This is a genomic window from Burkholderia sp. HI2714 (genome assembly GCF_002223085.1).
Classification (GTDB): Bacteria; Pseudomonadota; Gammaproteobacteria; order Burkholderiales; family Burkholderiaceae; genus Burkholderia; species Burkholderia lata_D.
Genome location: NZ_NKFM01000042.1, coordinates 20,455 through 44,621, shown reverse-complemented (window position 1 = coordinate 44,621; position 24,167 = coordinate 20,455). Strand labels below are relative to the sequence as shown.

Genomic DNA, 24,167 nt, shown 5'->3' with positions numbered 1-24,167 from the left:
TACTAATTCCCCTGAATGCCTTCAGTTTTCGCTGCTTCCCCGAACTGCTTCCAGCCGCTGCCCAGCTGGGACCACGAGCCGGCCGACATGCCCTGCCACTGCTGGGTGTCCGGTCCGCCGATGGCGCTGCCCGACGAAAGCGTTTGTTGTTCTGACGGTTTGGTTGTCTGGTCAGAGTTGTTTGACGTCTGCATATTCGATTGCACGTCGTCGGCAATACGGTCAGCGCCATACGCCGTCAGAGACGCGAGCATCAGAGCGGCGGCAATCAGGTTCTGCTTCATGCCAACTCCTTACGTGACAACAATGTGGAAAAGAGACCAGCGTCGCAGGGAAACTGGTCCCCCCCACCCCTGACTAATGACTGCTGCCGGTTGCGCTCGAGTCGCCCTGGCTTCCGCCCGATGCGGACGGCGAACCGGCCGGACCGGTACTCCACACGGTCGACGAGTTGTAGTGATTCGAGCCCGCGATCGCGCCCGACCCGCCACTGCCCGTCAGCCCCACGGCACCCGCATTGGCATTGCCGTTGTCGTTCGCGCCCGTAGCCGTGTAGTGGTTCGCGCCGAGTACGATCGTGGCGGTCACCCCTCCCGACAGCGCATTCGCGTTCTCGTTCGTTTTGCTGTTTCCAGCAAACGATCCAGCGGCACCGATACCGCCGCCTGCCGCGAACGCGCCTCCGTTCGTGCCCGAACCGCTGGCTGTCGAAGTCGAGTTGTGATACGCGGACGCCGTGCCGGCGGAACCGGCGGGTGTCACGGTACTGCCTGCATTCGCGCCGGCCGTCGAAGTCGAATTGCTGGTATAGCTGCCGGAGCCGACCAGCACCGAACCGGAAACACCCGCCGCAACGGATTGCGTCTGGTTGGTCGTGGACGATCCGGCTGCCAACGCAGCGGACGAAATGACGGTGAGCGCTGTCGCTAAAAAGACTTTGGCTTTCATAGCAATTCCTTGCTGTGAGAAAGTTCGACGGTGGCGGAGCCGGGCCTGCCCGCACGGGGCAAGGCCCGGCATCCGCACCGCCAGCCAATGACGAACGCTACGCGCCGAGGCTTAGTGGTGATACGTCCAGCCGATCGAGCCGGCGTTCGCACCGCTGGTGCCGCCTGCCTGTGCGCCGCCGAAGCCGAAGCCGCCGACCGACGACGTTTGCGTGTGGTTCGTGTACGAGATCGAACCGCTGCTGCCGCCACCAGCCGTTGCGCCGGCTGCGCCGAGTGCCGAGCCGGAATCGGTTGCGGTGAAGTGGCCGAACCCGGCGACCCCTGCCATCGTCTGGCCACCGCTCGTCGAATTGCTGCTCGACACCGTGCCGCTGCCGGCGAACGCTGCACCCGAAACCGCCAGAACTGCTGCTGCAATCAGAAGCTTCTTCATGGTCGACTCCAAAACGGCGTGGACGGAGTGAATCAGGAAGATCGCACGCCATCAACCTCCCTGATTTTAGCAATCCTAAAAATAACGATCACTATTCAATCAATAAAAAGTTATTGCCTTTTCAATCACGTTTTTTTGCGAATTTGGCCAGACGAAGCTTAGCTTCGAGATTTTTGGTTATCCAAATTTTTTTGGTAGGTGTTTTCTATTATTTTTATGAACATTGACCTTGAACCGAAAACACCATTGCTTGATAGACCGGAACGATGCGCACATCTTTCCGGCTTGCGATATTCGATACCCCGCCGGACGGCATGCCATCAATCGGCATCCAATTTCCGGAATCGAAAATTCGCGAATACATTAACCACCGCAAAATGCAGCGCCGCTTAAAATACACCTTTTACGCGGGCGACAACGGGCCTGCATGGCAGCCAGGTGGCGTGTCTTCTCCCTGAGCTATCGAAGATAGCGTCTTCCGGATAATCCGGTCGACAGGCGCTCGATCTAATCCGGCCGGCGCCGGCGTGGGCCCGGCGCGATCGAAGCGACCCTGCATGGCCGAGGACGAATCGGCATCACGCTGTCCGGCACGAACAGCCTGATCCATCCGGGTGAACTGAATGAGAGCGCGTACCGCTGTCGCCCGACCGCCGTGCGGCGCGACAACCGCGACAACCGCGCCAGCACGCGGAGCGCGCGGCGGGCAAGAAACCGGGACAGCACGACCCGCGAAGCTGGCACAGCGTCGCGAGCGTCTCCCCGGCCTTTCCGACTACCCCACTGATGGGCAAAGTACGTGCCGATCAAGCTATTGCTTATGGTCTTCATCGCCGTTTCCCCGACTGCTTATTGACGAGTTGGCCGCCCCACCTGTTCGTTACTTCGTGTCGACCGCCCGCCGGTGCGTCCAATATCGCAAGCAGCGTGCCACGCGATATTCCATCGCAGATTGCGCTCGGCACACGCCCGCCACGGCGGCCCGCAGCGCCGGAAACGACATTTTTTGTTTCAGGAATGTATCGCAATAACAGCTTGACACCCGCTCCGATCATTGAGCGTCGCGACGCAATCGCCGGATTAGACGGACGAATCCGGCCCGCAGGACCGCACCGGGCGGCCCGGTGAACGAGTGTTTCAAACTTGAGAACCGGGCTGCCGCGCAAGGCAGGCGGCGCGGGCATTTCCGCCTGCAAACCGGGGGTCGCGGCATGTGCGCCCCCTTCCCGTGCCATCACAAACGAGAATCGATTCGCCCGACACCACGCACCGGGAGTCCGACACAGCAGCCTCCGGCGAGGCTTCGACGTGCGTTTCCCCTGATGATCGAAACGAATTTGATTCATCCGTGAAAATACCGACAGGATCACACACCGTTCGAGGGCCGAAATGGACCGTAAAAAAGAAAACTTTCGTGTCGGCGTAATAATTAAAACAAATGAAAACTCGCGCCCCGTCACGCCGCCCATCATTTTTTCACTTTCATTCGCCCCGCCTTTCACGCACCGAATCACCCGATTCGCGGCGCATACGGTAAACATTTTTAATCCGTTATTCCCGCATTTCTCATTGATGAAACATTCAAACTCAACACATTTTTGACGACGCCATTCCCGCAAAAGCCTGATTTATCGCGCGTTTCGTCGTATCGAATTGCATCGACCCGGCAATTGATCCGCTCGCTTTTCTGTCCCCACGATACATGCATGAAACAGAAGTGCGCATATCGCGCGCCAATCGCGCCGCCGTTCCCGCGCGCATCGCGACGGCATCGTTCATGGCATGCCGATTGCCTCATCTCCGGCTCTCACCGAGCGGCACGCCGAGGCACAAGATCACGAACGGCGGCCTGCTCGTCAATCAGCGTATCGGGGAAAAGGCGATGAAGATCACCACCGATCGATCGACGTGCGCGTCGTTCAAGCATCAACTGGGTAGTCAGCGAAACCGGAGCGCCTGTCGCGGTGCTTCGTCGACTTCAGTCCATGCGAACCGGCGCTTGCCGAAGCGCTACCCGTGCGGCGGGATGGAACGCGTGCGCACCGCCGTCGAGCCAATCGACGTGTGGTTCCTCGAGCTGCTCGACGAAGGAGAAAGCCATGAATGACAGGGTCGCGCTCGAGACGCGCACCGGTCAGCGCGTCCTGGTGACGGGCGGCGCCGGCTTTCTCGGCAGCTACGTATGCGAGCGCCTGGTCATGGAAGGCGCGTCCGTCACGTGCATCGACAGCCTGCTGACGGGGCGCAAGCTCAACGTCGCCGACCTGAAGGCGTCCGGCCGCTATCGGAGATCGTGCTCCGGCCGCTGCCGATCGACGATCCGCACCAGCGCAAGCCCGACATCTCGGTGGCCTCGGCCGAGCTCGGCTGGCGGCCGGGCGTCGATCTCGACGAAGGCCTGCGCCGGACCGTCGACTATTTCAGCCGTGAACTGTGGCTCGAGCCGGTGCTGCGCCTGACCGGGGCCACGGCATGAAAGTGCTCGTGACAGGCGGAGCGGGCTATATCGGCAGCCATACCTTCCTGCGGACCAAGTACGAGCGGGTGATCGACTACGGGCTGCCGGTGATGGTCACGGAGCTCCGCGTCGACGGGTCGAATTCGCGCAAGCGCGAGGAACTCGACGAATTCCAGCGGTCGCTGTGGCAGCTTCCGTTGCTGAAGGCCGTGGTGTATTTCAACGCGGTCGATACGCCCGGCGCGTGGCCGGCGCACTATGTGCCGGACTGGCGGATCGCGCCGCCGTTCCTGCAGACGACGGTGATCGCCAAGTGACTTGATCGAGCGCTGTCGGCGCGGCAGCGGTCGACCGTCAGCCGAGCAGTTCCTTCCTGCGCAACTGCACGACGTCGCGCATCGGCGGCGCGCCGAACAGCCGGCTGTATTCGCGGCTGAACTGCGACGCGCTTTCGTAGCCGACGACGGCGGCCACCGACCCGACGTCGCCGCCCTGCCGCAGCAGCAGCCGTCGCGCCTCGTGCAGCCGCAACTGCTTCTGGTACTGCAGCGGGCTCAGCGTCGTCACGTGCTTGAAATGATGGTGCAGCGACGACACGCTCATGTTGACCGCCTGCGCGAGCGACTCGACGCGCATCGGCTCGGCGAAGTGATCGCGGATCCATTCGATCGCGCGGGCGATCCGGTGCGTCTGGCTGCCCGCGATCGCCATGTGCCGCAGCCGCGTGCCCTGCCCGCTCGTCATCAGCCGGTACAGCAATTCCTTTTCGATCAGCGGCGCGACGACCGCAATGTCGGCCGGCGTATCGAGCAGCCGCATCAGCCGCAGCGCGGCATCGAGCAGCGGCGGCGTCAGCTCGGCGAGTGCGATCCCCTCGCCTTCGGGGCCCGCGTCGGGTTCGGGCAGCCGCATCTCGGCCGCGAGTTCGACGATGCGCTGCGGATCCAGCGTCAGCGACAGGCACAGGTACGGCGCGTCCGGCGACGCGCACGTCACGCGCGACAGGATCGGCAAGTCGATGGAGGTAATCAGGCAATTCTGCGCGTCGTACTCGTAGGCCTGGCCGGCCACGATCACGCGCTTCGAGCCCTGCGCGGCGATCACGAGCGCGGCCCGCGACACACCGCAGCCGAGATCGACCGGCCGCGTGTGCCGGTGCAGCATCAAACCCGGCACAGCCGTTGAATGCGAGCCGTCCGCGGGCGCGAAACGGCTGATCAGCGTCGCCAGCTCGCGCTGCCCGGATTCGCGCGACGCCACGATATCGGTCATGTCCATGACGCTTCCTCGATCAATTTCCTCATGTCGCGGGAGCATAGCGAAACCGCCCGCCGCCTGCCGGGGATTTGCAGGATTGTTCAATAAATTTGCAGGATTGGGTAGACGCAAAAACCGATGCCTCGCGCACACTCAGGGCCTGCTCACGCTCATAGCGGGCTTGCGAACGTGCGTTGCCGGTCGTAGTGCAAGGAGTGAGGAGCGCCGTTTGGCCGACCAAACAAGCGACGATCGACGCCGCAATACGGCCGGCAACGCACGTTCCCCTGTTTTGGATCAATTCATTCGTGGGGCTGGCCCCCAGAAGGGCCGATCGCGGCGTCATGCTCCTTGCGAATACGTCGAGTATTCGCTGCGTCGCATTCCTTGCGCTCGGCCCTTCTGGGGGCCAGCGCAAGCCCGCTATGAGCGTGAGCAGACCCTGTAACCGGGCGCATGCCGGGTTTTCCCCACGGAGACAATCACAATGCCTACCTCCTTTGTCCTGAACGGCAAGAACGTCACGCTCGACGCCGATCCGTCGATGCCCGTCCTCTGGGCGATTCGCGAACACGCGGGACTGACCGGCACGAAGTTCGGCTGCGGCATGGCGCAGTGCGGCGCGTGCACCGTGCATCTCGAAGGCCAGGCCGTCCGCTCGTGCGTGCTGCCGCTCGCCGGCATCGCGGGCAAGCACGTCACGACGATCGAAGGCCTGCAGAGCAAGCCCGCCCATGCCGTGCAGGCCGCCTGGGTCAAGCTGCAGGTGCCGCAGTGCGGCTACTGCCAGTCGGGCCAGATCATGTCGGCCACCGCACTGCTCGAACAGAACCCGAAGCCGACCGACGCGGACATCGACGCCGCGATGAACGGCAACCTGTGCCGCTGTGCGACCTATGCCCGCATCCGGGCGGCGATCCACGACGCGGCCGCGACGCTGGGAGCCTGACCATGACGATCGAACTCGACAACACCGGTTCGGTGCGTCCGTCGCGCCGCACGTTCCTGAAGGCCGCGGGCGCCGCGGCCGCCGTCAGCCTGACGATCGGCTTCGACTTCAGCGGCTTCGGCCGCCGCGCGCTCGCCGCGCCCGCGCCCGCCGCCGGTTTCGCGCCGAATGCATTCCTGCGCATCACGCCCGACGGCACCGTCACCGTCATCGCGAAGCACGTCGAAATGGGCCAGGGCGCGTATACGGGCATCGCGACGATCGTCGCCGAGGAGCTCGACGCCGACTGGTCGCACGTGCGCGTCGAAAGCGCGCCCGCCGATGCGAAACGCTACGCGAACCTCGCGTTCGGCACGATGCAGGGGACGGGCGGCAGCTCGGCCATGGCGAACTCGTGGCAGCAACTGCGCGAAGCCGGCGGCAAGGCCCGCGCGATGCTGGTATCGGCCGCGGCGGCCCGCTGGAAGGTGCCCGCGAGCGAACTGACGACCGCCAATGGCGTCGTCACGCATGCGAAGAGCGGCAAGACGGCCACGTACGGCACGCTCGTCGCCGATGCGTCGAAGCTGCCGGTGCCGGACAAGGTCACGCTGAAGCAGCCGGCCGATTTCAAGCTGATCGGTCACCCCATTCCGCGCGTCGACGCGTCGGCCAAATCGAACGGCACCGCGCATTTCACGCTCGACACCACCGTCCCCGGCATGCGCGTCGCGCTGCTGCAGCGCCCGCCCCGCTTCGGCGCGAAGGTGAAATCGTTCGACGCGACGGCGGCCAAGGCCGTGCCGGGCGTCGTGTCGGTCGTGCAGGTGCCGGGTGGCGTCGCCGTCGTCGGCACCGGCTTCTGGGCCGCGAAACAGGGCCGCGACGCGCTGAAGATCGAATGGGACGAAACGAACGCCGAAAAGCGCGGCTCGGACGAGATCATGCGCGAATACCGGCAGCTCGCCGACAAGCCGGGCACGTCGGCGCGCAAGGACGGCGATGCCGATGCAGCGATCGCGGGTGCCGCGCGCAAGATCAGCGCGACGTACGAATTCCCGTATCTCGCGCATGCGCCGATGGAGCCGCTCGACGCGGTCGTCAAGCTGACGGCGAACAGCTGCGAGATCTGGGCCGGCGACCAGTTCCAGACGGTCGACCAGGCCAACGCGGCCCGGACGGCGGGCCTGAAGCCCGAGCAGGTACAGATCCACACGCTGTACGCGGGCGGCAGCTTCGGCCGGCGCGCGAACGCGTGGTCGGACTACGTGGTCGAGGCCGTGTCGATCGCCAAGGCGCTCGGCGCGGACGGCAAGCCCGTCAAGCTGCAGTGGACGCGCGAGGACGACATTCAGGGCGGCTTCTACCGGCCGATGTACTTCCACAAGCTCGACGCGGGGCTGACCGCGGACGGCAAGCTGGTCGGCTGGCGCCACCGGATCGTCGGCCAGTCGATCCTCGCCGGCACGCCGTTCGAGGCGTTCATGGTGAAGAACGGCGTCGACGCCACCTCGGTCGAGGGCGCGGCGAACCTGCCGTACGCGGTGCCGAACGTGTCGGTCGAACTCACCACCACCAAGGTCGGCCTGCCCGTGCTGTGGTGGCGCGTGGTCGGCAGCTCGCACACGGCGTACGCGGTCGAGGCGTTCATCGACGAAGCCGCGCACACGGCGGGCAAGGATCCGTACGCGTTCCGCCGCGACCTGCTCGCGAAGGAGCCGCGCATGCGCGCAGTGCTGGACCTGGCCGCGCAGAAGGCCGGCTGGGATCCGGCCAAGCCGCTGCCGAAGGGCCGCGGGCGCGGGATCGCGGTCGCCGAGGCGTTCAAGAGCTATGTCGCGCAGGTCGCCGAGGTGTCGGTCGACGCGGACGGCAAGGTGAAGGTCGAGCGCGTGGTGTGCGCGGTCGATTGCGGGATCGCGATCAATCCCGACATCGTCGCCGCGCAGATGGAGGGCGGCATCGGCTTCGGGCTCGGCGCGGCGATGCACAGCGCGATCACGCTGAAGGACGGCCAGGTCGAGCAGCGCAACTTCGACGGCTACCACGTGCTGCGGATGGCCGAGATGCCGAAGGTCGAAGTGCATATCGTGCCGTCGGCCGAAGCCCCGACCGGGGTCGGCGAGCCGGGCGTCGCGCCGATCGGGCCGGCGGTCGCGAACGCGATCTTCGCGGCGACGGGCAAGCGGCATTACGTGCTGCCGTTCGATTCGGCGGATAGCGCGAAGGCTTGAGGATGGGCCGGAACGCCGGCCGCGGGGCGGAAACGCCTTGCGGCCGGCGTTTTTTTTTATTCAGGAGGCTGGCAATGTAGGGTTCGATGTCGGCAAGAAATCACCTATAACACATTGATTCGTATAGAAAATCAATCGACCCATGTAGGGTTCGATGTCGGGTTCGCCATTCGGCCGCAACGACGCTCCGCCGGCCCCGACTCCCCGCCGCGCCCCACACGTTACGTCGGACGTAACGCCCGTAACGTCGCCCGCCGATGCTACGTAACAATCCTTCACGGTTGTCCCGCCCCCTTTTCTCTCCGCCCCCGCGCCTCCCGTTAAAAATTCTTTTAAATTCAAGGCTGCCGCGCCGCCTGCACGGGTGCCGCACGCTGTCGATCCCCGACGATCCTCTCCCTGGCCCGGAAGTTGCAGCACAGGACCCGCAAACACTCCTTTAAGGACATGCGAGGGCCACCATGGATTGCAAATACCTGTACATCGACGACATAAAAATCAACTTCGTGCGCCGCACGATCGAAATCGACAACAAGATCATTGATGTCACGCCGCGTGAATTCGACGTCGTCGAATTCCTGCTCGACAACATGAACAAGATCGTGCCGCGGCAGGCAATCCAGGAAGCCGTGTGGGGCCGTGAGCTCGGCGTGTCGTCGCGCACGCTCGACACCCATATCTCGCGTATCCGTTCGAAGCTGCAGCTCGATCACGACAAGAACCTGCGGATCATCCCGATCTACGCGGTCGGCTATCGCCTGGTGCTGTTCGGTGCGGCGATGACGCACGTCGAGCGCCACGAAGCCGCGCCGATCCTGCGCGTGGCACCGCAGGCCGTAATGGCCGCCGACTACGCCTGACGCTTCCCGCGCGCCGCCCGCACGTGGCGCGCCGGCGCCCCCCACCGCGCTGCGGCGATCCGCAGCGCCTCGCGGCCCCGCCCGTCGGGCGCGGCCTGCACGCCGCCCGGCCCGCCAGCCAGTCGCGACCCGACCGCCGCCTCCGGGCGGCGGTCGCTTTTGAGCGGCGGCCGCGGCCTGCCCGCTGCGTCACGCTTCGTAGCGCCCCGCTTCGGCGCGCGTGCCGCGATGCGCGCGACTACGGATTCCGGCGCGGCACACGGCCATGGCCGTCCCTACAATCGACGCAGCAGCCGCGCGCCCCGAGCGCCACCGGCCCCAGAACAACCCGTCGAACCAACGCCGAATCCGCCCCGATCCCGCCGTGCCTGCGCTGTTCCTGACGAATGCCGACGCCGGCGATGCCGCGAACCGGGCGATACCCGACGCTTGCGCGCCGCCCGCCGCAGGGCCGGCCACCGCCGCGGTCGCGCTCGACGCGTCGCCCTACCTGCCGCGCCTGTCCGCTGCCGCCGCGCGCGGGCTGTCGCACGCCTACTGCGCGACCGGCGCCATTCCGGTCACGCTCGGCGAGCACGCGTACGACGTGCGCTGGCGCGTCGACGCCGAGCCGGCCGCCGATGCGCACGCGTACCGCTTCGTCGTCGGCCCGGCCGCCGGCACGCTGTGGATCGACCCGGTCGCGGAAGCCGCATGGCTGGGTGACGCGGCCGATCCGGCCGTGCCGGCCGTGATTCGCGCGGCGCTGCTCGCCGATCTGTGCGCGCCGCTCGCGACCGTGCTGCAGGCCGCGACGCGGCAGCGCGTGGAACTGCTGCCGCCGCCCGACAGCGTGCCCGCCTGGCGCGCGTCGCCGGCGGCGCTGCGCTTCGAGCTGCGGCGCGCCGACGCCGCCTGGCGCTGCCATGGCGCGCTGCTGTTCGACACGCCGGATGCGCTCGCCGTGTTCTTCGCGGCTGCGCCGGCCGCCCCGGCCGACGCGCGCGCGGCCTACGCGAACCTGCCCGTGCCGCTCGTGTTCGAGATCGGCCGGACCGAGCTGACGACGGCCGAGCTGGCCGACGTCGTCGCCGGCGACATCATCGCGATCGAGCGCTGGCAAGCGCACGAGCAGAACCTGCTGTGCGTCGCGCGGCTGCCTGCCGCGCCGGCGTGGGAGATTACCGGACGGCCGTCGGGCAACCGGCTGACCGTCGAACGAATCAGGGAGATGCCTTTGGAACCGACCCGCACCGACATCGCGTCCGCGACGACGCACGACGCGCCGCCTGCCGACGCGCCGCGTCCGCTCGACGGCCTCGCGGTCGACCTGCGCTTCGAGCTGCCGCCCACGTCGATGCCGCTCGGCGAACTGAGCGCGCTGCAGCCCGGCGCCGTGATCGAGCTGCAGCAAGGGATCAACCAGAGCGTGATCCATCTCGTCGCGAACGGGATGCTGATCGGCACGGGGCACCTGATCGCGGTCGGCCAGAAGCTCGGCGTGCGGGTCGTCACGCTGACCCAGCCCGCGCCGCGCGAGCGCTGAACGATGGGCAACCTGCCGAATCCGGTCGCGCTGATCGCGGTGATCGCCGCGCTCGGCATCGCGCCGTTCGCGGCGCTGATGGTCACGAGCTACACGAAGCTCGTGGTCGTGCTCGGCCTGTTGCGCTCCGCGCTCGGGATCCAGCAGGTGCCGCCGAACCTCGTGCTGAACGGCATCGCGCTGATCCTGTCGCTGTTCATCATGGCGCCCGTCGGGATGTCGATCCGCGACGCGCTGCAGGCGCGCCACTTCGATGCGTCGGGACAGTTGTCGACGGCCGACGTCGGCGCGCTCGCCGATGCCGCGCTGCCGCCCATCAAGGAGTTCCTCGTGTCGCACACGCGGCAGCGCGATCGCGAATTCTTCGTGCGCACCGCGACCTCGGTGTGGCCGAAGAACCGCGCGGACGGCATCAAGGACGACGACCTGCTGGTGCTGGTGCCGAGCTTCACGCTCGCCGAGCTGACGAAGGCGTTCCAGATCGGCTTCGTGATCTATATCGTGTTCATCGTCGTCGACCTGCTGGTCGCGAACATCCTGCTCGCGCTCGGCATGCAGATGATCTCGCCGACCACGATCTCGGTGCCGTTCAAGCTGCTGCTGTTCGTCGCGCTCGACGGCTGGTCGCTGCTCGTGCACGGCCTCGTGATGTCGTACCGGGTGGCGGGCGCGGGATGAGCGCGCACCGCCTGCGAACCGCCGCCGCCTGCCTGTGCGCGCTGGCCGCGCTCGCCCTCTCGTGCCTGCCGGTGCGCCGCGCGCAGGCCGCAGGCGTCGGTACCGGCTTCGCAACGCTCGCACGCGCATGCGCGCCGAACGTCGATCCCGACACGCTCGCCGCGCTCGTGCGTACCGAGTCGGGCTTCAATCCGTATGCGATCGGCGTGGTCGGCGGCCATCTGGCGCGCCAGCCCGCATCGCTCGACGAAGCGCGGGCGACCGCGCGCGACCTCGCGGCGCGCGGCTTCAGCTACAGCGTCGGCCTTGCGCAGGTGAACGAGCGCAATTTCACGAAATACGGGCTCGATGAAGCGACGATGTTCGAACCGTGCCGCAACCTGCGGGCCGGCGGCGCGATCCTGACCGAATGCTTCGCGCGCTCGTCGGGCACCGGTCGCGCCACGCAGGCCGCGTTGCGCGCGGCGCTGTCGTGCTACTACAGCGGCAACTTCACGACCGGCTTCTCGAGCGGCTACGTGAGCCGCGTCGTCGCCAGTGCGCAGCGCAACGCGCGCGAAGGCGGCGTCGGGCCGATTCCCGTCGTCAGCGACACGCCGCCGCCCGCGCGCCAGCGGCGCATGGACGCGGCCGCGACCACGCCGCCCGAGCGGGCGCGCCGGCTGCCGTCGCCCGCCGCGTCCGCCGACGCGCCGTCGTGCCACGCCCGCCCGGTCGTGATGATGTGCCGCGGGCTCGCGGCCAGTCAGGCGAAGCGGCTGTGCGTGAAGTGTCTCGACGAGTAACGGTGCGGTGCAACACGCCGGCCCCGTCGATGCGCATTTCGTAGCCGTCAGGCGCCGTGCGCGCCGCACGCATCGCACTGCTACGAAACTGGCGCCGCGCGGTGCGCGCCCCGGTCCGTACACTCGAATCGGCGGCAAGTGCCGGGCGCCGGGTCGCATGCACCCGCACGCCACGGCAGCCTGACAGGAGACTTTCATGCTGGACATCGACGGCGTCGGGATGGGCGTCAACTGGATGGCGTTCCTCGAGCGTACGCTCGAAGCCGAACGCGCGAAGGCGGCGAGCCAGGCCGCCCAGCAGTCGAGCGACCCGTCGAAACAGCAGGCCACCGCGCCGCCGGCCCCGCCGCTCACCGTGCAGGTCACGCCCGACAGCGATCCGTCGAAGCCGACCAATGCCGAAATCTCGTCCGCGACGTCGCTGATCCAGAGCCTCGCCGCGCAATACCGGCCCACCGCGCCGGACATCACGGTCGACGATCCGCTCACGAAGGCCGCGCAGACCGCGATCCAGGGGGCGCAGACGAAGTTCGACGACGCGCTGAAGGACGAACAGGGCAAGCAGACGGCGCTCACCGCCGCGCAGAACGATCCGCAATCGTCGCAGGCCGCGATCGACCAGGCCCGCACCGCGTACGACCAGGCGCACACGGCCACCGCCAAGGCGGAGAAGGAGCTCGACGTCACGACCGACGCCGGCTACATGATCGCGTATGCGCAACAGGCCGATCACGACAACGCCGCGCTCGACCCGAAGCAGGCCGGCTCCGCGCAGGCGAACGCAAATGACGCGCTCGACAAGCTGAAGGCCGCCGTGCCCGGCATCGGCGACGATCCGACGAAGGCGTCGCAGGACACCTGGACGCCGCAGCAGAAACAGGCTTACGACACGTGGCAGCGCGCGGATGCGAAGCTGTCCGAAGCGAAGGCGCGCCACAACGCCGACATCGCGAACTCGAACCTCGCCCTCGCGCAATTGCAGTCGTATGCGTCCAACGGCGACTATTCGGACGCGATGGATGCCGGCATCGCGCGCGTCAACGACCAGCTCGCGCCGCTCGGCCGCATGATCGACGCGCCGGCGGCGATGAATCCGGACGACGCGCAGAAGGCGCTGGCCGGCGCGGCCGACGACGCCAACTATGCGAACGCTTGCCTGAACGCCGCGACCGACGCGGCGAATCTCGCCGACGTCCAGATCACGTACAACACGGTGTCCGGCAAGTACGGCCCGACCGTGATGAGCACGACGGTCGATGCGCAGCGGAACCTGCTGAACCACGCCCAGGCGAGTGCGCGCGTGAGCGGCGGCTACCTGCAGATGCTGTATGCGAATCGCCAGGTCACCGAGCAGCAGGCGAATTACGACGCCACGCAGAAAAGCGCGACGCAATGGCGCCACGACCATCCTGGCGTGAAACTCGTGGATCCGCGCGCCGACCTCGGCGTCGACGACGCGGCCGCGCAACTGTCGAAGGCCAAGGATGCCGCGAGCCTCGCGCACGACGGCTACGTCGCCGCGTACGGCAACGCGCTCGCGATCCACTATGACGACGTCGCCGCCGGCGTGCAGGACCAGTACGACCACCGCACGATGTGTCTTGTGAACGATCCGACGCCGCTCGAGATCAAGGGGCTGAAGACGATCGCGTCGGCACTGCATCAGGCCGACGACCGGATGACGGCGACCGTCAACGAGCGCGCGACGAAGCAGGCGCTCGCCGACGCGCAGGCGAAGCAGTCGGATCTGCAGATCAAGGTCGACGGGTTGCAGGCCCAGTACGATCAGTGGAACCGCGATCACGGCGTCGGCCCGACGCCGAGCGTGCTGGCGGTGACGAAACCCGACAGCACGCCGAAGAACATCCCGCTGACCGCGCCCGTCCCGTTCATCGTGAATCCGTACGCGCAACAGCTGACCGATGCGCGCGCGGCCCTCGACCAGGCGACCCGCGACGTCCAGCAAGACCAGATGCTCGGCGAAACGCTGCATCAGCAGGTGCTGTTCAACGAATTCGACGCGCATCTCGACGAGCGGCTGCGCAACCCGAAGACGGAATCCGACCAGAAGGACTACGCGAAAGCGCTGTCCGACTTCTTCGGCGCACACCGCGGCGAGCTGTCGCAATCGCTGCTCGACAAGGCCGGCGAAGCCACGCAGCACGGTGCGACGATCGACTTCGGGAAGCTCGACGACACGCAGCAGCGCAACCTCGTCGGCGTCGCGATCGGGCTGTCGCCGGACAGCACGTCCAGCGATCCGCATGCCGCGCAGTTCACCGACGGCAAGAAACTCGAGTCGATCGACAAGGTACGCAACGAGCTGCTGAAGGTGGGCGGCGGCGCGGGCACGCGCGTCAACGTGATGCCGATCGTCTACGCGTCGAAGGACGCCGGCCTGATGACGAGCGCGATCTTCAAGGTCACGAACGCGAACGGCGACACGCACTACGTCGACGACCAGGGCTCGAAGTATTCGGACATCGGCAATTTCCTCGACGACAACCAGCTGTCGTCGAACGGCACGCTCGACATCGCTACCGGCTACGACGCGAACGGCGTCGCGCAGATCGACCGTCACAACAGCGCGCACGACGACAGCTGGTGGGAAAGCGTGATGCATACGCTCGGCGCCGGCGACGTGAACCTCGGCATGCTGATCGGCGGCCTCGCGCTCGAAGTGGGCGGCGGCCTGCTCGACGCCACGGTGTTCGGCGCCCCGCTCGGCATCGCGCTCAACGCGGTCGGCACGGGGCTGATGTATACGTCCGCGACGGCGGCCGTCGTGAACTCGGGCTACGACCTCGCCAACCGGATGGAGCACGACCGCACGATCAACCCGCTCGATGCGGGCGCCCGCGCGGACTACCTGAACCTCGTGCCGCTCGGCGTCGGCAAGTTCGGCGAAGCGCTGTCGTTCGCGAGCCGCACCACCACGGCCGAAAAGCTCGTGCAGCGCTTCGGCGGCGATGCGGAGCAATTCGCGTCGCGCGTGAAGAGCGGCACGCAATTCGCGACGAAAGCCTCCGCCTACGGCGGCGCGGCCGACGCGGCCGGCCAGTTCGGCTACGACCTCGCGACCGGCCACACCGACCGGCTGTCCGGCGACGCGACGTCGTTCCTGCTCAACGCGGGGCTCGCGGCGGGCCCGCAGCGGATCAAGGCGCTGTCGACCGGCATCGTGCGCCGCACCGGCAGCTTCGGCGCGCGCGACCTCGGCAACCAGGCCGTCTCGATCGGCGACCAGCGCGTGACGGTCGGCAAGGACAAGTACGCGGCCCTCGATACGCTGCGTGTCGGCCGCCAGCAGGCGACGCTCGACGGCCGCTCGATCACCGTCGCGAAAGACGGCACGTTGATGGTCGGCAACAAGATCCTCACCTACGACGGCGTGCCGATCCGCGTGCTCAACCGCGGCAACGACGTCAACACCGGCGCGCGCGGCAGGACCGAATCGACCGCGTTTCTCGACCAGGACGGCACGATCACGCTCGGCGAACGCGTGAAGGGCCTGACGCTGACGCGCTTCAACCGGTACGAGACGGATGCGCGCATCTCGGCCGACGAACACGGCGGACTCAGCCTGTCCGACGGCATCGAGCTCAAGTACGCGCACGACATCGCACAGCCCCGCCCTGCCACGACGCCGGTCGCGCCGTCGCAAGGCGACGCGCAGCCGCCCGACGAAACGGGCCGCACGACCCCCGTCGCCGCACGCGCGACCGATGCGGCCGGCGCGGCGGCCACCGCCGACGAGCCGGCGGCCGCGACCTCGCGAGCAACCGCGCAAACGCGCCGCACGTCGGCCGACGTGCGCGAACGCGCCGCCGAGAACGACCACGAGGCCCGGCTCGCGTCGAATGCGGACCGCCGCAGCGGCGACGCGCGCACGATCAACTACCGGCGCGTCGCCGATCCGGCCGAGTCCGGCGCGGGCGGCGCACTCAAGCCGCTGACGTTCCGCGAGCGGGTCGCGTGGACGATCCTCAACGCGCTCGAGACGTCGCCGCTGTCGCCCGGCTTCGTCGCGCGCGACGCCGACGTGACGCTGGCGTCGCGCCGGCCGCTCGTCGAGCAGCACGAGTACGGCGGCCGCACGCTGTACGTCGTGCGCAACGACCGTGCGGGCGGCGCGTTCGCGACGCGCGACGGCGTACCGGTCGGCGGGCACGAACTCGCGCTCGATGCCCGCTACGCGTTTCGCGCGCCGGCCGACATGGCGGAACCGATCGTGCTGATCGCCGAGCAGGCGGACGCGAAGCTCGCGCCCGAACTCGCGAACGTGTGGAACCGGCCGGTGTTCGTCGCGCCGCGCGACGCGCTCGCGGCCGACGGCACGCTGCGCGCGACGAGCGGCTACCTGCGCTACGACCCCGCGCCGCACCCCGAAGTCGATCTCGGTCCGCTGCGCGCGGACGGCACAACCGTGTTCCATGCCGATACCGGCAAGCCGGTCGATCTCGCCGAGCATCTCGGCGCGCTGATCGCGTTCGGCAACGAGAAAGGCGGCTTTGCGCTCGGCCGCGGCGCGGTGCTCGGCCTGTACGAGGACCTGACCAGCACGCGCAGCCAGCAGCGCAACGCGGCGCTCAACGAGCAGGCCGGCCTTGCGCTGCTGCGCGGCCGCTTCGATCTGCCGACCGTGTCGATGGACGGCCCGTTCTCGCACGCGAATCGCGTCGCGGTGCTGTACCAGCCGCGCGGTGCGCTGCATACGCAGGATGTCGAGCGCGGCGTGCTGCCGTCGACGCTGAAAGCCGGGACGCTCGACCAACTGCGGGCGCTCAAGACGCTCATCGCGGAGAATCGCCTGTACTTCGACGTCCAGGGTATCTATCACGACGGCCGCCTGCTGATGACGGACCCGGGCCGGATCGAAACCGGCAACGACGGCTACCGCGGCACGCACGACCGCGTCGACGACCAGTTGCAACTCCTCGAGCGCGGCGTCGAACGCGGCGACGTCACGCTCGCGCACCCGGAAACGACCGAGGTCGCGCCGTCCGGCGACAAGCCCGGGCTCGTCGCCCGGCTGCAGATGCGGTTCGGCGGCGCGCCGCTGCCGAACGAGGTCAGTGCGCTCGCGCAACAGTCGGGCACGCTCGCGCAGCAACTGCGCATGCTCGACGACAACGGCTGGCGCGTGCGGGTCGGCAAGCGCGGCGGCGGCAGCCGGATCGATGCCGGCAAGAAGCGCGTCACGATCGACGGCGCGCTCACGCACCCCGAATCGATGACCTACACGCTCGCGCACGAAGCCAAGCATGCGGTCGAGGCGATCGACGGCTCGCTCGGGCTCGACTACAGCGGCCGGCGCCGCTTCACGCGCAAGGCGCTCGAAGCGGAGGCGCGCGCGCAGCTCAATGCGTTCGAGGCGCGCTACGAAATCCAGATGAAGAGCGGCGTCGACATCGCCGCGCACGTCAAGCTGCCCGACGCGATCCAGGCGGTCGCCGATGCGTGGCAGCCGTCGCACGACTACGCGGGCACCGTCGCGACGCTGGCCGACGCATTCGCGCGTTCGCCGGTGTCGGGCGCGCACGGGCAGCACTACGACGCGTTCTACGGCGACGCCTTCGATCGCGGCGCGGCGCAGGCGGCCCGCACGATGCCGGCGCCGCAGGACGCACCGGCGGCCGGCGACGCGCCGCGCTCGATGCGCGAGATCCAGGCGCAGCGCGTCGCGTGGACGAACGACCATGTGGAGCGCAATGCGTCGCCGTTCGGCGCGGGCGGCCCGCCCGCGCTCGACACGCTGTCGTTCCTGCGCAGCGACGAGCCCATCCGGCTCGATCCGCGCAACCAGATCGCCATCGTGCCGGCCGAATCGCTGCGTGGCGGCACGCTGCTCGGCCCCGACGGGCGGCCGGTCGATCCGCACACGTTCACGCTGCTCAATCCGCCGCCGCCCGACCCGGGATATACGACGATCCTGTCGGCGCGCCACGCGAACGAAGGCGCGGCCGCGCAACTCGCGAACCTGTGGCAACGCACGATCTACGCGGCGCGTCCGGATGCCGTCGGCGAAGCCGGCGCGCTGACCGACCTGTCCGGCCTGAACCGCTACACGCCGGCCGCCTATCGCCAGCCGTCGCTCGGCGAGCTGTCGGTCGACACGGCACGCGATCGCCTGCATGTCACCGGCGACCCGTCGCGCGTCGTCGACCCGGCGGATTACCTCGGCCCGGTGCTCGGTTCCGGCGCGGACAAGACCGTGTTCGACGGCGGCGCCGGACAGGCCGTCGGCATCTATCGCAACGGCACGCCCCGGGGCCTCGTCAACGCGTACGAAGCGGTCGCCCTCGAACAGGCCGGGCTGCGCGAACTCAAGGAAACCTACAAGCTGCCGACCAGCACGACCGACGGGCCATTCACGGTCGCCAATCGCATCGGCGTCGTACTGAAGCCGTCCGCCCAGCTGAGCAGTGTCGACGTCGAATTCGACCTCGGCCTGCCAAGCGTGGTGTCGCACGACGGCCTGGCCGATCTCGGCAAGATTCGCCGCGTCACCGCGCAGCACCATCTGCTGTACGACTTCCAGGTGCTGTTCGGCCGCACCGGCGAGGTGATGCTGCACGACCCCGGCGAGGTCATGCACGAGGCCGACCCGGACGGCAGCGTACTCGAACGGATCGACGACGTCGCCGCGAAGATTCATTATGGACTCCAGACCGGGCGCATCCGTCTCGCGCACCCGGAGATGACCGAGCACGGCGCCTACGCGCCGCGGCGCGGCGTCATCGAGCGCGTCGTCACGACCTTCCGCGGCGTCGTGCTGCGCATGCGCGCGCACGCGCTCGCGTCGCGTTCGCCGACGCTGATGGCGCAGATGCGGCTCGCGAAGCAGGACGGCTGGACAGTGAAGCTCGGCGCGCGCGGCGCAGGCCAGTCCGTCGACGCCGAACGGCGCGTGATCGTCCTCGACGGCAACACGCGGCGTGCCGGCACGCTGGTGTTCGCGCTCGCGCACGAGGCGCAGCATAGCGTCGACATCTCGACCAATGCGCTCGGCCTCGATCACACGAGCCCCGAAGCGTACGTGCGCAGCCTGCTGCTCGCGGAGGCGCGCGCGCAGGTCAACGCATACCGCGTACGCGACGAGATCCTCGCGGCGGGCGGCGGCGACATCGCGGCCCACGTGCAGCTGCCGGACGCACTCGCGCGCGCCGCGCGCCACGCGTACGAGAGCGGCGACCCGGCCGCGCTGCAGGCCCTCGCGGACCAGTTCGGCGACACGCGCACGTCGCTGCCCGGCAATCCGACCTATCGCGTGCTGTACGCCGAGCAGGCGCGCGCGCTGACCGGCGACGCGCGACTGCCGAAGCTTGCCGCGCCGGGGGCCGGCAACCGCGCATCGGGTGCGTCAGGCGCCGCCGGCGGCGGGCGCGCACGCGAAAGCGCAAAGATGAAGCTCGCACGCGCCTGGCTCGACGAACGCGGGTTGCGCACCTTGACGCGCGTCGAAGGCAACAGCCTGCCGGAACTGCGCCACCTCGTCCGGGAAACCGGGCGCAGCACCTACGTGCTGATCTCCCGTGCCGGCACGCCGAGCGCCGGCTCGCCGCCGAAGTTCGTCGCCGAGGCGCAGGTCGATGCGAACGGCGCGATCAAGATCACCCATGCCGACCGGTCGCTCAAACGCGCGGGCCGGAAGACACTCGACGATGCGCTGTCGCTCGCGCTCGATGCGCGGAATCGCAACGAGGCCGCGGCAGCACGACTCGACTTCGATTTCTACGTATCGAAGGTGCCGCTCGCCGAATTGAAGCGCCTGGGCGGTCCGTCGAAGATCGAGCCGGCGCACGACGGCGACACGATCGAGCTCGCCCATGCGGGCCGCGTCGACGACGGGCTCGCGGACGCGATCAATGCGCTCGGCTCGGTCAAGCACTATTCGAACGCCAACAAGGCGATCGCGAACGCGCGCAACGTCGATACGATCTATGCGGTCGACCGGAAAACCGGCGAGATCCTCGGCCATGCGACGCGCGATCCGAACAGCGGGGTGTGGTACTACGAAGCAAAAGCGCCGCTCGACGGCACCCGCGTCACGCCACGCACGCTCGACGACGCGTTCCAGCGCCGCGTGAATGCGCGGATGCGTCCGGGCGGCCCGCGCCACCGGATTCCGCTGTCGCGCGCCCGCCAGCGTGGCGTCTCGTTCATCGCGACGGAGATCGGTGCCGACATGATGGCGCGCATCGGCCGCTTCGATCCGGTCAAGGCGCCGAAGGAAAAGGCCGACCGCCTGCCGTCGCGCCTGCGCCCGCGCTATGTCAGCCAGACCACGATCGCGTGGACCCTCGACGCGAGCCACCGCGTCGCGCTGCTGACGCGCGCCCGCGCCGCCGCGCTGCTGAAGCCGCAGGCGACGCCGGGCGCCCTGCCGTCGGGATCGGCGGCGCCCCATGCGCAGCCCGCCCCGTCCCGCCCGACGCTGCGCGACGCGCTGGTCGAAGCGCACATGCTGCCCGCCGGCGCGAATCACGCGCTCGACTTCAGCGGCCCGAACGCCGTGCATCTGCTGACCCTCGCCGAGCACGGCATGCTGGCCCCCGACACGCACCGCGTCTACGTGTACCACAACGGCCAAGCGATCGCGCACCAGCTCGACGCCCCCGACGGCGTGCTCGTGCCCGACGCCGCCGGCAACCTGCTCTGGCACGACGACTGGCGCGACACGAGCGGGGCCGGCGTGCCGCTCGACGCGTCGCCGATCGGCCGCGGGCCCTACGGCGCCGACGTCCATCTGCTGCTCACCGAACTCAAGCCGGACGGCGTCGACACCTATGCGGCCGGCACGCGCGTGGACGCGCTGAACAAGCAGATCGCACGCCTCACGAAGCTGCAGGGCGCGTCGAGCCGCAACCTGGTCGACACGCTGCGCAAATGGGCCAGGCAGGAAAAAGCCGCGGCCATACGCGAACGCAACGCCACGCAGCGGGGCATCGACCGCGAGATCGAAGCCGCACGCAGGCGCAACGCGCCCCTGCCCGAGCATCCGGTGCTCGAGATCAAGCCGTACCAGCCGGCGCTCGTCAGTTCGACGCTGATCGAATGGAAGCGGCACTACGGCGACGGCGGCATGCCCGATCCGCTCGCGCACGTCGCGCGGCTCAAGGCGGTCATCGCGCGCGAAGGCAACCGGCGCGCCGGCCCGCTCGAACTGGAGGACACGCCGGGCGACACCGCGCCGCCGGTGATGATGGCCGACGCGAAGGCACTGAACTGGCTCGGCAAATGGCTGGGCATCGCACGCGACTATGCGACCGGCGGCGCGCGCTATGCGCCGGTGCCGCGCTGGAAGGACATGCAGCGCAGGCTGAGCGCGGCCGCCGCGACCGACCGGCAGATCATGCGCGCGTTTTTCCGGTCGAGCCGCGACGTGCAGTATCGTGTCGCACCGATGAGCCGTGCGTACCGGCTGTCCGACGATCCGAAGACGTTCCTGGCCCAGCTCCGCCGCAACGGCGCGGCGGGCGCGGTCGTCACGCTCGTCCTCGATCCGCATACGCTCGCGGCGGCCCAGGGCAAGAAGCACGACCAGGATTTCGTCGACGACGTGAAGCGGCTCGGCGACCAGACGCGCGCGAAGCTGGACTACACCGATGCGACGATCACCGGCGAGAACGGCCACGTCGTGCATCTCGACGAGCTGACCGAGCAGAACCTGCACGCGTGGCTCGACGCCGCGGCCGAAGGCGGCTTCCTGCTGCGGCTGGAAACCGCGTCGGCCCGTGCGCTGGTATCGCGTACCGACGAGCGCTACCAGGCCGGCACGAACGACGGGTATCACGACTACGTGCGGCTCGCGTCGCTGCTCGAGAAGTGGGCGAACGAACATCAGCGCGAACCCGCGACGCACGTGATGGTGACGTTCCACGGCTGGGATGCCGTGCCGGAGCCGGTGCCGGGCGCCGGTCACGTCGAACTCGTGAACGCCCTGCTCGACCGGCCGGCGCTGAACTGGGTGCACGTCGGGCTGTCGTACGCGACGCACGGCGCCGACTTCATCGCCAACCAGGACCTGACGAGCGCGCTCGCGAAGATGCTCGTCGAGCGAGCCGGCCCGCACGCGGGCAAGCGCAACCACGCCGCGTTCGAGCGGATCCATGGCGGCGACGCGCTGACCCGCGTCTTCGAGCGCGTCGATCCCGACACGCTGGTCGAACAGCACCAGCTGCTGCTCGCCGAGATCGACCGGATCGGCCGCGACAGCGGGATGACGCCCGACGAGATCGGCTCGCTCGTCAGCCGCCTGTACGAAGGCAACACGACGAAGCTGCTGAATCGCGCGCGCTACGCGGTCGCCGACTACGCGACGCGGGCATGGCAAGCGGACCCGAACAACGCGCCGAAGCCGAACTCGAAGGTGCGGCGCTTTACCGAAGACTGGCAACGCGACGTCGGCAGCAAGCTCGACAAGCCGCAGCAGAGCCGGACCATCGGCAGGCGCCCCTTCTCGTCGCAACCCGACTGGCGCGAGGTCGTGCAACGGCCCGAGCTGCTGGTCGACGACGCGAAGCCGCTCAGCGACAGCCGCCTCGTCAGCAGCCAGTCGAACCGGCCGGCCCCCGCCGCGCCAGCCGAACCGCCGCTGACGCCCGAGCAGGCCGCGCATGCGGAACTGAACGCGCTGCGGCTGCAGCAGGCGGGCCGGCTGCGGTCGTGGTTCACGCGGGAAAACGTGCTGTCGATGCTGGCCGGCGTCGGCGTGGGCTTCGGGGTCGGCTTCGGCGCGCACCAGTTCGGCCTCGCGTCGCCCGAGTTCAAGCAGACGAGCAACGCGATGTTCGTCGGCGCGCGCACCGGCCGTCTCGTGCAGGCCCTGCACCAGGATTCCGTGCGGGCGCTGCAGGATGGCGATCCGCGGCTGTTCCGGCGCGTGCTCGATCGCTTCGTGCGCGGGCTCGACAGCCAGCTCGCCGCGCACGAGATGGACCGCGACACGCGCGGCGCGTCGCTCAGGCTGCTGGCCAGCGAGGCGCGCGCCAAGGTGAACCAGCTGATCGTGCTGCACGAGAAGCAGAAAGTGCCGGCGGACGACGTGGTCACCTATACGAAGATGATCGCGAACGACATGATCGCGCAGATGCAGGGCGTGCTCGGCGGCACGTCGATCCAGCAGATGCACCACGGCAACCCGCGCCGCTTCTTCGGCAAGCTCGGGCGCTCGGCGGCGCTGGCCGGCTACGTCGGGATCGGCGAGACCGCGATCCACAACCTGTTCACGGATCCGTCGATCGTGCCGGTGCTCGGCGGCGTCGGCGCGCTGCTCGGTCTCGGCTATACGGCCGCCATCCATCTCGGCGCGACGCGCAACCTGTCGCTCGACCGCCGCAGCCGGCTGGTGCGCGCGATCGATGCGACGTCGGATGTCGTGTCGGTCGCGGCTGGCTACACGGGCGCGTTCATCGGCGCGCACGCGACGATCCATTCGAACGTCCCGCTCGCGCTGTCGGGCGCAACCTCCGCGACACTGCTCGCGCTCGCGCGCATCGACACACATTTCCCGAACGCGACCAAGGCGATCACCGGCCGGATTCCGACCGCGATCGTGCTCGTGCCGATCGCGATCTACGTCGGCAACTGGATCTACACGTTCTTCGACGACAAGGGCAAGCCGGTGCCGAAGTCGAACGTCGCGCCGCCGGGCGGCAGCGCGTCGCCGTCACCAAGTGCGTCGCCGTCACCGGGCGCGTCGTCGTCCGCCCCGTCGCCGTCGGCCACGCCGACCGCGAGCGCGCAGCCGACACCCGGGCCGTCCGGGTCGGCCACGCCGACGCCGCCCGCGTCGACGCCGTCGGCCAGCCCGTCAACGCAGCCGCCGCGCTATTTCGTCGTCGACGGGGATTCGCTGTGGGTGATCGCCGACCAGCATCGCGATTCGCTGCTCGACGCCGCCCACGTCCCGCCCGCGGACCGGCAGGCGATGTCGCGCGCGGAGCAGGACTCGGCGGCACTCCGGGAAATCCTGCAGCTCAATCCGGCGGTGGCCGCCGATCCGGCCCACCTCGCGATCGGCACGCCGCTGATCGTCGGCTGACCGCGGCCCGGCC

The 24,167-nt window shown here is 68.6% G+C and carries 16 protein-coding genes and 1 pseudogene; 12 read left to right on the top strand and 5 right to left on the bottom strand.

The features are described from left to right. Positions 1–2: 2 nt before the first annotated feature. The 3 genes from CFB82_RS22705 to CFB82_RS22695 form a co-directional block, all read right to left on the bottom strand. Positions 3–284 (bottom strand): hypothetical protein, encoded by a 282-nt coding sequence (locus tag CFB82_RS22705; RefSeq protein ID WP_089485364.1) that lies wholly within the window; start codon positions 282–284, stop codon positions 3–5. 73 nt (positions 285–357) lie between these two features. Beyond that, on the bottom strand, positions 358–948 hold the full coding sequence (locus tag CFB82_RS22700; protein WP_089485363.1) for a hypothetical protein: 591 nt from the start codon (positions 946–948) through the stop codon (positions 358–360). 111 nt (positions 949–1,059) lie between these two features. Next, positions 1,060–1,383, bottom strand: a complete 324-nt coding sequence (locus tag CFB82_RS22695; RefSeq protein ID WP_069252115.1) for a hypothetical protein — start codon at positions 1,381–1,383, stop codon at positions 1,060–1,062. A gap of 266 nt (positions 1,384–1,649) precedes the next feature. Here CFB82_RS22695 and CFB82_RS42390 point away from each other — a divergent pair, with 266 nt between their 5' ends. After that, positions 1,650–1,841, top strand: coding sequence for a hypothetical protein (locus CFB82_RS42390; RefSeq protein ID WP_143750957.1), 192 nt, complete (start codon positions 1,650–1,652; stop codon positions 1,839–1,841). A 369-nt stretch (positions 1,842–2,210) separates the two neighbouring features. On the opposite strand, the gene CFB82_RS42385 is transcribed toward CFB82_RS42390, so the two are convergent. Beyond that, positions 2,211–2,924 carry a hypothetical protein gene (locus tag CFB82_RS42385; RefSeq protein ID WP_143750956.1) on the bottom strand — a complete coding sequence of 238 codons (714 nt, stop codon included), beginning with the start codon at positions 2,922–2,924 and terminating at the stop codon, positions 2,211–2,213. A 161-nt stretch (positions 2,925–3,085) separates the two neighbouring features. On the opposite strand from CFB82_RS42385, the gene CFB82_RS22680 reads away from it, so the two are divergent. From CFB82_RS22680 to CFB82_RS22670, 4 genes and pseudogenes are all read left to right on the top strand, one after another. Beyond that, positions 3,086–3,490, top strand: a complete 405-nt coding sequence (locus CFB82_RS22680) for a hypothetical protein (protein ID WP_256990437.1) — start codon at positions 3,086–3,088, stop codon at positions 3,488–3,490. Then, positions 3,483–3,650 (top strand): annotated as a pseudogene (locus tag CFB82_RS44595) (NAD-dependent epimerase/dehydratase family protein); the annotation flags it as partial. The gene CFB82_RS22680 and the pseudogene CFB82_RS44595, both read left to right, overlap by 8 nt. A gap of 26 nt (positions 3,651–3,676) precedes the next feature. Further along, entirely contained in the window at positions 3,677–3,859 is a 183-nt protein-coding gene (locus CFB82_RS44065) for a hypothetical protein (protein ID WP_256990440.1), read from the top strand. Continuing rightward, positions 3,856–4,158, top strand: coding sequence for a hypothetical protein (locus CFB82_RS22670; protein ID WP_256990436.1), 303 nt, complete (start codon positions 3,856–3,858; stop codon positions 4,156–4,158). The genes CFB82_RS44065 and CFB82_RS22670 overlap by 4 nt, the downstream gene beginning before the upstream one ends. A gap of 37 nt (positions 4,159–4,195) precedes the next feature. On the opposite strand, the gene CFB82_RS22665 is transcribed toward CFB82_RS22670, so the two are convergent. After that, the gene (locus CFB82_RS22665; protein WP_046548314.1) at positions 4,196–5,119 is read right to left on the bottom strand and encodes an AraC family transcriptional regulator; all 924 of its coding nucleotides are present in this window, start codon (positions 5,117–5,119) and stop codon (positions 4,196–4,198) included. Between the two features lie 466 nt (positions 5,120–5,585). Here CFB82_RS22665 and CFB82_RS22660 point away from each other — a divergent pair, with 466 nt between their 5' ends. From CFB82_RS22660 to CFB82_RS22630, 7 genes are all read left to right on the top strand, one after another. Next, positions 5,586–6,047 (top strand): (2Fe-2S)-binding protein, encoded by a 462-nt coding sequence (locus tag CFB82_RS22660; RefSeq protein ID WP_069252121.1) that lies wholly within the window; start codon positions 5,586–5,588, stop codon positions 6,045–6,047. A gap of 2 nt (positions 6,048–6,049) precedes the next feature. Beyond that, entirely contained in the window at positions 6,050–8,260 is a 2,211-nt protein-coding gene (locus CFB82_RS22655) for a xanthine dehydrogenase family protein molybdopterin-binding subunit (protein ID WP_089485360.1), read from the top strand. Positions 8,261–8,721: 461 nt separating this feature from the next. Next, a complete protein-coding gene (locus CFB82_RS22650; protein WP_089485359.1) occupies positions 8,722–9,120 on the top strand; it encodes a winged helix-turn-helix domain-containing protein in 399 nt (132 codons plus the stop codon). A 364-nt stretch (positions 9,121–9,484) separates the two neighbouring features. Continuing rightward, complete coding sequence (gene sctQ, locus CFB82_RS22645; protein ID WP_089485358.1) at positions 9,485–10,645, top strand: type III secretion system cytoplasmic ring protein SctQ; 1,161 nt, start codon at positions 9,485–9,487, stop codon at positions 10,643–10,645. 3 nt (positions 10,646–10,648) lie between these two features. Then, complete coding sequence (sctR, locus tag CFB82_RS22640) at positions 10,649–11,323, top strand: type III secretion system export apparatus subunit SctR (RefSeq protein WP_069252125.1); 675 nt, start codon at positions 10,649–10,651, stop codon at positions 11,321–11,323. Continuing rightward, on the top strand, positions 11,320–12,108 hold the full coding sequence (locus tag CFB82_RS22635; protein ID WP_069252126.1) for a lytic transglycosylase domain-containing protein: 789 nt from the start codon (positions 11,320–11,322) through the stop codon (positions 12,106–12,108). Before sctR ends, CFB82_RS22635 begins: the two co-directional genes overlap by 4 nt. Before the next feature lie 196 nt (positions 12,109–12,304). Then, positions 12,305–24,154, top strand: coding sequence for an LWXIA domain-containing protein (locus CFB82_RS22630; RefSeq protein ID WP_089485357.1), 11,850 nt, complete (start codon positions 12,305–12,307; stop codon positions 24,152–24,154). Positions 24,155–24,167 lie beyond the last annotated feature (13 nt).

Coding starts and splice junctions, on each gene's coding strand:
- CFB82_RS22655 (WP_089485360.1), top strand. CDS start 6,050: ATGACGATCGAACTCGACAACACCGGTTCGGTGCGTCCGTCGCGCCGC.
- CFB82_RS42385 (WP_143750956.1), bottom strand. CDS start 2,924: ATGTTTACCGTATGCGCCGCGAATCGGGTGATTCGGTGCGTGAAAGGC.
- CFB82_RS22630 (WP_089485357.1), top strand. CDS start 12,305: ATGCTGGACATCGACGGCGTCGGGATGGGCGTCAACTGGATGGCGTTC.
- CFB82_RS22705 (WP_089485364.1), bottom strand. CDS start 284: ATGAAGCAGAACCTGATTGCCGCCGCTCTGATGCTCGCGTCTCTGACG.
- CFB82_RS22635 (WP_069252126.1), top strand. CDS start 11,320: ATGAGCGCGCACCGCCTGCGAACCGCCGCCGCCTGCCTGTGCGCGCTG.
- CFB82_RS22680 (WP_256990437.1), top strand. CDS start 3,086: ATGCATGAAACAGAAGTGCGCATATCGCGCGCCAATCGCGCCGCCGTT.
- CFB82_RS22665 (WP_046548314.1), bottom strand. CDS start 5,119: ATGGACATGACCGATATCGTGGCGTCGCGCGAATCCGGGCAGCGCGAG.
- CFB82_RS22650 (WP_089485359.1), top strand. CDS start 8,722: ATGGATTGCAAATACCTGTACATCGACGACATAAAAATCAACTTCGTG.
- CFB82_RS22670 (WP_256990436.1), top strand. CDS start 3,856: ATGAAAGTGCTCGTGACAGGCGGAGCGGGCTATATCGGCAGCCATACC.
- CFB82_RS42390 (WP_143750957.1), top strand. CDS start 1,650: ATGCGCACATCTTTCCGGCTTGCGATATTCGATACCCCGCCGGACGGC.
- CFB82_RS22700 (WP_089485363.1), bottom strand. CDS start 948: ATGAAAGCCAAAGTCTTTTTAGCGACAGCGCTCACCGTCATTTCGTCC.
- CFB82_RS22660 (WP_069252121.1), top strand. CDS start 5,586: ATGCCTACCTCCTTTGTCCTGAACGGCAAGAACGTCACGCTCGACGCC.
- CFB82_RS22695 (WP_069252115.1), bottom strand. CDS start 1,383: ATGAAGAAGCTTCTGATTGCAGCAGCAGTTCTGGCGGTTTCGGGTGCA.
- sctR (WP_069252125.1), top strand. CDS start 10,649: ATGGGCAACCTGCCGAATCCGGTCGCGCTGATCGCGGTGATCGCCGCG.